This window comes from Caballeronia sp. M23-90, from assembly GCF_053574605.1.
Genome location: NZ_JBSIPA010000247.1, coordinates 1 through 9,612, shown reverse-complemented (window position 1 = coordinate 9,612; position 9,612 = coordinate 1). Strand labels below are relative to the sequence as shown.

The following is a 9,612-nucleotide window of genomic DNA, read 5'->3' as shown; positions in this document are numbered from 1 at the left end:
GGTAGCTTGTCGATGACAACCAGCGACAACGCATCACCGCGCACATCCACGCCTTCCCAGAAACTCTGGCTGCCAACGAGGATCGCGTTGCCATAAGAACGGAAACGATCGAGCAATTCAGTGCGGCACGGTCGCTCTGGCGCTGCAGAGGCTTGACAGCGCCTTGCTTGAGCTCGACACATCGCAGCGCTCGCTCGACGCTATACTTTCGCGCGCTGGTGGACACTGAACAATCTGGAGCGTTTGCTGTGAGACCTGTTTTATCCGCACTTTCCTCGAACGTCGCGCTTGCTTTGCTGGCTGGTTCCATGAGTTTCGGCTCTGCCGCTGCCGTGGCTGCCGAACGTTATGTCGAAGTCTGGAATCCGCCCGAGTCGCAGTTGCATACGCCGAAGACCAGGACGCGCAGCGTCGTGTCGGCGCAAGCAAAGAAAAAGCGTAAGGGCGGACCGGCCGTCAAGCAAGTCGCCGACAGAACCACGACCCCGCCGCCGGCATTGACGGTTGCGCCTTCAGCATCTCCCTCAAGTACGGGGCGCGCGAAGACCGCGCCGAAAGGGATCGATTCGTTGCCCAAGCTGCCGCCGCTGATCGGCCCGGACGGGCGCGTGCTCCGCGTGTGATTTCGGCCATCCAGTACAGTTAGAACGCCGAACGCACCACGCCGCCGTCCACGCGCAACGCCGCGCCGTTCGTGGCCGATGACGCTTCCGAACACACATACACCACCATGTTCGCGACTTCTTCGGTGGTCGCGAACCGCTTGATCAGCGAACTCGGCCGTTCAGTTTCGAAGAAGCCTTTCTCGAACTCGGCGAATGTCTTGTCGCCCATGCCTTTGGCGGCCATTTCATCAAGTCCGTCCGAGTGCGTCGGACCCGGCAACACTGCATTCACGGTGACGCCCGTGCCCGCACAATCCTCAGCAAGTCCACGCGACAAACCCAGTTGCGCCGTCTTCGTCACGCCGTAGTGGATCATCTCCACGGGGATCTGAATCCCGCTTTCGCTGCTGATGAACACCACGCGGCCCCAGTTCTTCTCTTTCATCTTCGGCAAGTACGCGCGTGAAAGACGCACGCCGGACATGACGTTGGTATCGAAGAAACGTTGCCAGTCTTCGTCCGGAATGTCGGCGAACGGCTTGGGATCGAAGATCCCGAGGTTGTTCACGAGTACATCCACGACCGGATACTGTGCGACGACCGCCTTGACCTGGGCAGCATCGGAGAGATCGCCGGCGAAACCTTCGACATTCGCATCGGGTACGGCAGCCTTCAGCTTCGCGATGGCTTCATCCACCGACGCTTGTTTGCGTCCGTTTACGATCACATGCGCGCCTTCACGCGCAAAGCCCGTGGCGATTGCAAGGCCAATGCCTTTCGTCGATCCCGATACGAGTGCGAGCTTGCCTTCGAGATGGAGGTCCATGAAGTCGATACTCCTTGAAATGGGTTGGCAATGTAAATCGCCCGCCGGCAGGAACGTTCCCCTGACGGCGGGCGATGACGCTATGGCCCGAACTGCAACTGCCTGCTTGCACCGCTGCGTTTGGCCGGATGCGGTAGGCGCGGCTTGTTAAGCTGCGGCCATCGAGTTATAGCCGGCCCATGAGCAGCAGCACGATCACGATGATCAGCACCACGCCCAAAATCCCGCTTGGGCCATAGCCCCAGCTACGGCTGTGCGGCCACGACGGAAATGCGCCGAGCAGCAACAGGATCAAAACCACCAGCAAGATTGTTCCGATAGTCATTCCACTTCTCCTTAATTATTGGGGTCTGCTGAAGAGTGAATGGCGATGCCGCATGCGGGGCGGCGTGGGTAGCGGCGGTGGTGAAGCTTGTTGTGTCCCGCATCACCGATACCCTCGCGATTGCCCGTTGCTTTTAGCAAGCGTTGTGCCATCGGCGCAAAGGCTTGTTGGGTATGGGTCGGGATCAAAACTCGATAGCGGCGCGGACAAAAGCCGGTCAGCGGTCGGGAAAATTTGCAAGCGCGTCGGCGGTTTAAGGAAGCGCCGACGCGTGGGAGAAAAATAGCGGTGAGAGAACGCTCAGAACAACCCGCGGAAGACCCAGAACAACCCGGCCGCCAACGCGATGGAAACCGGCAACGTCAGGACCCAGGCCAGCGCCAGGCTGCGAACGGTTTTCCATTGCAGCCCGGAGCCATTCGCGGCCATCGTCCCCGCCACGCCCGATGACAACACGTGCGTGGTGCTGACCGGCAGGCCGTACATGTCGGCGGCGCCGATGGTCACCATTGCGACCAGTTCCGCCGATGCGCCTTGCCCATACGTCAAATGCGTCTTGCCGATGCGCTCGCCCACCGTCACCACAATGCGCTTCCAGCCGACCATCGTGCCGAGTCCCAGTGCCACAGCAACGGCGACCTTCACCCAAGTCGGGATGAACTTGGTCGAGTGATCGAGCTGGCCTTTGTAGTTCTTCAGCACGGCGGCGTCTTCGGGCGCGAAGGCGGGCGCATTCTGCTTGTCCATCAGGCGCAGCGCTTCGGAGCTCACGTACATGTTGTTGCGCACGTTGCCCACGATGTTTTGCGGCACGGTCGCCATGGAATCGGAGGTGCCGACTTGCCCGTCGATGATATCGGTGAGCTGTTTCAACGCGACGATCGTATTCGGCTCGACCGTCTTGGTCTGCACGTAATGCTGCACGATAGCCCGCGGATCGGCGACCGGCGCGGCGCCGTTCGTGTACTTGCCGAGCACTTCGGATGCGTGGTGACCGACCGACAGGAAGGTTTGCGTCTCGGCGGGTGTGACGGCCTTGTTCAACGCATAGGCGGTCGGGACCGTGCCGATCAGGATCAGCATGATGAGGCCCATGCCTTTCTGGCCATCGTTTGAACCGTGCGCGAACGAAACGCCGGTGCAGGTGAGGATCAGCAGGCAACGGATCCAGAAGGGCGGTGGCGTGTTTTTCTTGGGCTCCTTATAAAGCGCGGGAACGCGCACGACGAGCTTCATCACGTAAAGCAGCAGGCCGGCAAGCAGAAAACCGATCAACGGCGAAAACAGCAGCGACTTGCCGACCGCGAGCGCCTGGCCCCAGTCCACGCCCGAGGTACCCGAGGTGCCGTGCAGCATCTGGTTCATCAGCCCGACGCCAATCACCGATCCAATCAGCGTATGCGAGCTCGACGATGGAATCCCCACCGCCCACGTCCCGAGGTTCCAGATGATTGCGGCGATCAGCAGGGCAAAGACCATCGCGAATCCCTGCGATGTCCCTACGCCCAGGATCAGTTCCACGGGCAGCAGTTGCAGGATGCCGAACGCGACCGCACCACTCGATACCAGCACACCAAGGAAATTCCACGCGCCCGACCAGACGACCGCGAGGTTCGGCGCGAGCGAGTGCGTATAGATGACGGTGGCGACGGCGTTGGCGGTATCGTGGAAGCCATTTACGAATTCGAAGCCGAGGGCAATCATCAGTGCTACGCCGAGCAGGACGTAAGGCAATATGGATGACTGCTGGACTGATTCCAGGTCGTGCAGCAAGTGCGTGACGCAATAGATGATGCCGCCGGCAATCACGACCAGGAACAGCGGCATGCTCAGCCGTCGTCCGAGCGTTCGTCCCTGCGTGTTGTTATCGGGAAGGGTCAAGTCAGGCATGTAACGTCCTTTGTGCTGGGCTGCGCGTGAAGCGGCGGGTTGGCGTGCTGATGGAGCAAATTGGCGATGAGAGGCGTTGTTTCTTGATTCGTTCAAGCGGCATCTGGCAGTGACGCTGCTCATGTTTGCACGCGCTTTATTGCGTTTTGATGACAGGCGCAAGCATTGAAATTCGTCTGAATTGAAAAGCGCGGCGTGGGATTTGCTGCCTTATCAAGTGTCGCGTTCATGGTGGAGAACTTATGTTGCAACTTGTCGAGTTGGTGATGATTTCCCATGACGTTTCAAACACGCCGCCCGATAAGGCGCTGTCGGAGCTGGGTTCGTTTTCGAGCGCAAGTCGTTCTGGCTTCATGTTGCAGACGCAAAAAGTCGAAGCGGATTTGCACGGCTGGGAAGTGAGCATCGAAACGCGCGGAGAACGGAAGGTGTTTGCGGCGAGTCATCGTGAATGGCCGTTTGTCCGGCGCGTTGAAGCTGCGCCCGACGCGAAAGATGATCTGCGGTCGTGGATCGCGTCGGAAGAGGGGCTTGCCGATCTGCAGAAAATACTCGGCGACGGCGACGCCGTTCTCGGCGAAGCCTCCAAAGTGGAAGCAAGCGAATGGAGCACGTCGGACGCGGTTCGCGCGACGCTTCAAGCAAACGCGCACGGCCCTGCTAAGTTGACGCTGGCAGCCACGCCTGAATCACGTGAAGCGCTTTACGCCGTCGCGCATGAGATCACGAAGACGCTGCCGTTCGTGATCGCGCCTGTTCATATCGATCCCGCCGCGCTAGAACCGGTCAAAGCCGCCAAGCTGAAATTGCCGCGCCACGCCACGCCAACCGATGCCTTCGCCGAGATCGGCAAGTCGGTGGCGGCGCATTGGTTCGGCAACGACGCGGCATCGCGCGGCGGACTGGAACCTGAGCACGTGCATCAATTGCGCGTGGCGCAGCGCCGCCTCAAAACTGCGCTCAAACTTTTCCCCGAATGGATCGATGAAATCTGGAACACGCAGATCGCGCCTGACCTGAAATGGTTTGGCGATCTGCTCGCCGATGCCCGCGACTGGGATGTGTTCGCCGATACCACGCTCGCCACCTACGCCGTAGCCGACGACGAACATAGCCAGGATTCATGGTCGAGGCCAAAACACGCTGCCGATGCAAACCGCATGGCCACGCGCCAGCGCCTGCAGGACGCGATGAACTCGCCGCGTTATGCGAGTCTCGCGTTATCGTTCGTGCAGTGGTTCAGCGCGCTCGAAGCGCCGCTCGAACTCGCGCATAGAACGCTCGCGGAGCATGCGCAAAAGCGGATCACCAAGCATTATCGGAAGATCGAGCGTGCGCCGGATCTGACCACCATCAGTGCCCCCACGCGGCACAAGGTCCGTATCCATGCAAAGCGTTTGCGGTACGCGCTGGAATTTTTCCGCTCGATCGTCACGCGATCCACGCGCAAGCATGTCGAAAAGGCGCTGGGCAATCTGCAAAGCGTCTTAGGCGACGGCAACGACGCAGCCGTCGCCGCGCAACGTCTTGCGTCCCTGGACGAAGCCGATGATTTCCAGAAGGGACTGGCGAAGGGCTTCGCGGTCGCGGCCCAGCAGATGCATGCAGCCGAAGGCGAGCGTATCCTGCGCAAGATAAAAAAGCCCCGCGTCAGCTGACTTTTAGGCATCCAATATAATCGCCGTACTCTATAACCAGCCTTCGACGCAGCCATGACCCAGGAAACGCCTGATAAGCCGAACGAGTCCATCGAAGTCGGCGGCGCCGTGTGGTTTCGCAGCGGCCACGAAACACTCGGCGGGGCGGCGCGCATTGCATTGCTGGCGGCCATCCGTCAAACCGGTTCGATCACGGGCGCGGCCAAGGCGGTCGGGATGAGCTACAAGGCCGCATGGGATGCCATCGATGCCATGAACAACCTGGCCGGCGCCGCGCTGGTCGTGCGTGCAGCGGGCGGCAAGGGTGGCGGCGGAACGACGCTGACGCCAAAGGGGCTGAAGCTGATCAGTACATATGGCGCCATCGAACGTGAACATCGGCTGTTTCTCGAACGTGCGGGTGCGGCCATAGAAGGCTTCGAGCAGGACTGGCAACTCATCGGACGGATCGGCATGAAAACCAGTGCGCGCAACCAATTATTCGGCACGGTCAGGAAGATCACGCGCGGCGCCGTCAACGACGAAATCGAACTCGCGCTCTCGGGCGGCCAGTCGATCGTTGCCGTCGTCACGCACGAAAGCACCGAATCGCTTGGTCTTAAAGAAGGCTGCGACGCGTTTGCTTTGGTGAAAGCATCGTGGGTGATCCTGATGGCGGATGAACCCGTCCGGATCTCGGCGCGCAATCAGTTGAAGGGCCGGGTCTCGAAGATGACGCGCGGCGCGGTGAACGCGGAAGTGTCGCTGGCGCTCGATGACTCGACCACGGTCACCGCCGTCATCACCAATGAAAGCGTCGATACGCTCGGGCTGGCAGAAGGGCAGAGCGCCATCGCGGCGTTCAAGGCGTCGAGCGTGATACTCGGTGTGACGGGTTGAGCTCGTTGCTACCGTCGTGAATCTGCACGATACCCTCGCGCAGATTCACCACCTGATCGCCGAACATGGCGACATCGTCGGGATCGTGCGTGATGAGCACCATGGGAATATCGAGCCGGCTTTGCAGGTCGGCGAGTTCCTGACGCATGCGCTGGCGCAACGCCATGTCGAGTGCGGAGAAGGGCTCGTCGAGCAACAGCAGTTGCGGATGTGGAATCAGCGCCCGGGCCAGCGCCACGCGTTGCTTCTGCCCGCCCGATAACTGCCCCGGATACTGACGCGCGACCGGCTTCAGGTCGAACGCGTTCAGCCAGTAGTCGATATCGGCATGCGCCACGTGCTTCGATGGATTCCACCAGCCGCGCTTCAGCCCAAATGCAATGTTCTGCCGCACGTTCAGGTGCGGGAAAAGCGCGTAGTCCTGGAACAGATACGCGATGCGCCGCGCTTGCGGTGTCAGGTCGATACCCTTGGTTGTATCGAGCAGCGTGGTGCCGTTCAGCACGATCTCGCCTTCGTCCAGATGGATCAATCCGGCGATGGCCTGCAACGTCAGGCTTTTCCCTGCGCCCGAAGGTCCGAACAGCACGATGCGCTGACTCGTGGAACGGAATGAGACGTCAAGCAGGAAATCGCGCTCGGGCGTGATGAAATGCCTGCGCAAATGCACGGAAAGGGCCGTCATCTCAGCGCACCGGTGCCGTCGAGCGCTGCGGCAACAATCGCCCCGCCGCGAGCAGGATCACCACGCACGTCACCGATGTCACGATCACGAGGACGTTCGCCGTGCTGTCATCGCCGGCTTGCACGGCGGCGTACACCGCGACCGAAAGCGTCTGCGTCCTGCCCGGCAGGTTTCCCGCGATCATCAGCGTGGCGCCGAATTCGCCGAGCGCCCGCGCAAAAGCGAGCAACGCGCCGGCCAGGATGCCGCGTGCGGCAAGCGGCAAGGTGACGCGAAAAAATACGGCAGTTTCATTGATGCCGAGCGTCCGGGCGGCGCGCTCGAATTGCGGATCGACGGCTTCAAACGCGGTACGGGCCGATTTCAGCACGAGGGGAAACGCGACCACCGCCGACGCGATCACGGCGCCCTGCCAGGTGAACACCAACTGGATATCGAACTTGTCGAGCCACGCGCCGATCACGCCGCGCCGGCCGAGCAGCACGAGCAGGTAATACCCCAGCACCGTGGGCGGCATGACAAGCGGCAGTGTCAGCAGCGAATCGACAAGCTCACGCGCCGACGAGCGCCAGCGCGACAAGCCGAACGCCACTGCGACGCCGAGCACGACGTCGATCGCCGTGGCCCATCCCGCCACTTTCAGCGATAACAACAGCGGTATCCAAGCGTGCTCCATGAAGATTTACTTTACTGGCGGCTTGAAGCCGAATTGCGCGAGCGTCTTCTGACCTTCCGGCGACAACACATACGCAATGAACGATTGCGCGTCGGCGGCATGCTTGCTTTGCGCGACTTGCGCGATCGGATAGGTGATCGATGTTTGCGTCGGCACGGTCAGCGCTACTTTCACGCGCTCGGGCATCACGGCCGCGTCCGTGCTGAACACGAACCCCGCGTCCACTTCGCCGCGCGCCACATAGTCCAAGCTTTGGCGCACGTTCGCCGCGAGCACGCCCTTCGCGCTGACCGCATCCCAGACGCCCGCGTCCTTGAGCGCGCCTTCCGTATAGCGGCCGACCGGTACCGACGCCGGGTCGCCGTAAGCGACCCGTTTCACGCTGGCTTCTGTGAGGTCCTTCACGCTGGCCGGCGCGAACGCGCTGTCCTTCGGCACGATCAACACAAGCGAATTCGCGGCAAAGTCACGGCGCGATTCGGTGGCGATCACTTTTTCCTGGATGGCTTTGTCCATTGCTTTCTGATCGGCCGATGCGAAGACATCGGCAGGCGCACCCTTCACGATCTGCTGCATCAGCACGTCGGACGCGCCGAAATTCATCAGGACCTTCGTGCCGGGATGCTGCTTTTCGTACGATTCGCCAATCGCCTTGAACGCGTTGGTCAGGCTAGCCGCTGCGGAGACGACGATTTCATCGGCATGGGCGGCGCTTTGCAACGCAACGGAAGAAGCGGCGAGGACGACAGCGATCAGCGATGGTTTGAATTTGAACACGATGGCCAGGGCGAAATGAACGGAAAGCGCATCGTAATATATTCGCGGCTATAACGGGAAGCTCGCGCTCAATTCATGCTCGATTCGCATCCGTCCCGGTGCGATCAGGATTCGGTTGGACCACCGAACCGGACATCGATATGCCTTGCCGGCGCGGCGGCCGGCTTGTCGTATTGGCCGGCTTTCCAGCGCGCCCGGATAAATGGCTGATCGCGGCCGGACAACTGCAGCGCGATGTCGGTAATCCAGCGCTGCGTGGGAACGGGGATCCCGTGCAGCACCACCGCGACGATCGCGAGACTTACCGCGACCGGTGCGGGAGACAACTTGCCTGATTCCGCACGCCACGCATAAGCCACGAAGAGAAGCGCCGTCAGCGCGCCGAGCCCGCAACCAGTGACAACTTCCGAGACCGAGTGCGCGTTCAGAAGGATGCGTGACACGCCGACCACGATTCCAATCAGCAGTCCAAGGACGACGCCGAGCGCCCTTACCCATTGCCGCCCCGGCAGGCACGCAACGAACAATGCGACCGGCAGTACCGCCGATGAAATCATTGCGTGGCCGCTGATTCCTGTGAAATCCAGTTCGCGCACGCCGATGCCCCAGCCCATGAACGCCAGTTTGGTAAGAAAAACAAGACCGCTTGCGCCGCCGAGCACGAGAAGCCAGCACGCGGCGTAGCGCCACGGATACCCAAGCGCGAGCCAGACGGCTACGACGATAGCAAGCGGAATCATTACGCCGACACTTCCGACGGACGTAATGGAGAGCCAGAGTGATAGTGGCAAGTCAGGCATGAAGATTGTTCTGCAAAGCGGAAAAAGCAGACATTATAACCGTCAGCCCATCTCCTAAACTTATTGCAGTGATCCTCGAGACTGTCGGAGATGAAACACAAAATCGGCTAAATCGCCCTCTTCGTATGGCCAAATATCAACAATACGCAGCAAGGTGAAATTCTGTGTCGCGCGCAAGTCTTTCGAATAAATGCTATTGTGCACTGCACAACTTCCGTCATTCCTGTTGGGTTCGACGGCCGACTTATCATGTGCGCGGGATCTGATTCGATGCCTAAAAGTCTGACAAGATTGTGGCTGAAAGGCTTGAAACGCCTGGTCGCCACACAAATTGCGCCGTCAAGAACGCCCAAGCCGCGGACGTCGACTCGGCCGGTGATTCCCAAGGCCGCAAAATCCGCGGCAAGCCCGAAGCCTGCGGTCAGGCCGCGCACATGATAAGTCGGCCGTCGAACCCAACAGGAATGACGGAAGTTGTGCAGTGCACAATA

At 60.6% G+C, this 9,612-nt stretch carries 10 protein-coding genes and 1 pseudogene; 3 read left to right on the top strand and 8 right to left on the bottom strand.

Going from position 1 to position 9,612, the window contains the following annotated elements; all coding sequences use genetic code 11:
• Window positions 1–125: pseudogene (locus tag ACRXB1_RS21890) on the bottom strand (helicase C-terminal domain-containing protein); the annotation flags it as partial.
• A 123-nt stretch (window positions 126–248) separates the two neighbouring features.
• Between ACRXB1_RS21890 and ACRXB1_RS21885 the strand changes: the two are divergent.
• Window positions 249–623: a hypothetical protein gene (locus ACRXB1_RS21885; protein WP_449493192.1), complete on the top strand. Its 375-nt coding sequence runs from the start codon at window positions 249–251 to the stop codon at window positions 621–623.
• A gap of 19 nt (window positions 624–642) precedes the next feature.
• On the opposite strand, the gene ACRXB1_RS21880 is transcribed toward ACRXB1_RS21885, so the two are convergent.
• From ACRXB1_RS21880 to ACRXB1_RS21870, 3 genes are all read right to left on the bottom strand, one after another.
• Complete coding sequence (locus ACRXB1_RS21880) at window positions 643–1,431, bottom strand: SDR family NAD(P)-dependent oxidoreductase (protein WP_449493191.1); 789 nt, start codon at window positions 1,429–1,431, stop codon at window positions 643–645.
• 166 nt (window positions 1,432–1,597) lie between these two features.
• Window positions 1,598–1,756, bottom strand: coding sequence for a DUF3309 family protein (locus ACRXB1_RS21875; protein WP_069638401.1), 159 nt, complete (start codon window positions 1,754–1,756; stop codon window positions 1,598–1,600).
• A 300-nt stretch (window positions 1,757–2,056) separates the two neighbouring features.
• Window positions 2,057–3,646 (bottom strand): inorganic phosphate transporter, encoded by a 1,590-nt coding sequence (locus tag ACRXB1_RS21870; protein WP_449493190.1) that lies wholly within the window; start codon window positions 3,644–3,646, stop codon window positions 2,057–2,059.
• Between the two features lie 242 nt (window positions 3,647–3,888).
• Here ACRXB1_RS21870 and ACRXB1_RS21865 point away from each other — a divergent pair, with 242 nt between their 5' ends.
• Both ACRXB1_RS21865 and ACRXB1_RS21860 read left to right on the top strand, forming a co-directional pair.
• On the top strand, window positions 3,889–5,304 hold the full coding sequence (locus ACRXB1_RS21865) for a CHAD domain-containing protein (RefSeq protein WP_449493189.1): 1,416 nt from the start codon (window positions 3,889–3,891) through the stop codon (window positions 5,302–5,304).
• A gap of 54 nt (window positions 5,305–5,358) precedes the next feature.
• On the top strand, window positions 5,359–6,183 hold the full coding sequence (locus tag ACRXB1_RS21860; RefSeq protein WP_449493188.1) for a TOBE domain-containing protein: 825 nt from the start codon (window positions 5,359–5,361) through the stop codon (window positions 6,181–6,183).
• Here ACRXB1_RS21860 and ACRXB1_RS21855 read toward each other — a convergent pair.
• The 4 genes from ACRXB1_RS21855 to ACRXB1_RS21840 all read right to left on the bottom strand — a co-directional run bounded on the left by ACRXB1_RS21855 (window position 6,146) and on the right by ACRXB1_RS21840 (window position 9,121).
• Entirely contained in the window at window positions 6,146–6,868 is a 723-nt protein-coding gene (locus tag ACRXB1_RS21855) for an ATP-binding cassette domain-containing protein (RefSeq protein WP_449493187.1), read from the bottom strand. The two genes, ACRXB1_RS21860 and ACRXB1_RS21855, sit on opposite strands and share 38 nt — an antisense overlap.
• Before the next feature lies 1 nt (window position 6,869).
• Window positions 6,870–7,544, bottom strand: a complete 675-nt coding sequence (modB, locus tag ACRXB1_RS21850) for a molybdate ABC transporter permease subunit (protein ID WP_449493186.1) — start codon at window positions 7,542–7,544, stop codon at window positions 6,870–6,872.
• Between the two features lie 6 nt (window positions 7,545–7,550).
• Window positions 7,551–8,300 (bottom strand): molybdate ABC transporter substrate-binding protein, encoded by a 750-nt coding sequence (gene modA / locus ACRXB1_RS21845; protein WP_449493193.1) that lies wholly within the window; start codon window positions 8,298–8,300, stop codon window positions 7,551–7,553.
• Between the two features lie 125 nt (window positions 8,301–8,425).
• Window positions 8,426–9,121 carry a phosphatase PAP2 family protein gene (locus ACRXB1_RS21840; RefSeq protein WP_375507450.1) on the bottom strand — a complete coding sequence of 232 codons (696 nt, stop codon included), beginning with the start codon at window positions 9,119–9,121 and terminating at the stop codon, window positions 8,426–8,428.
• Between the last annotated feature and the right edge of the window lie 491 nt (window positions 9,122–9,612).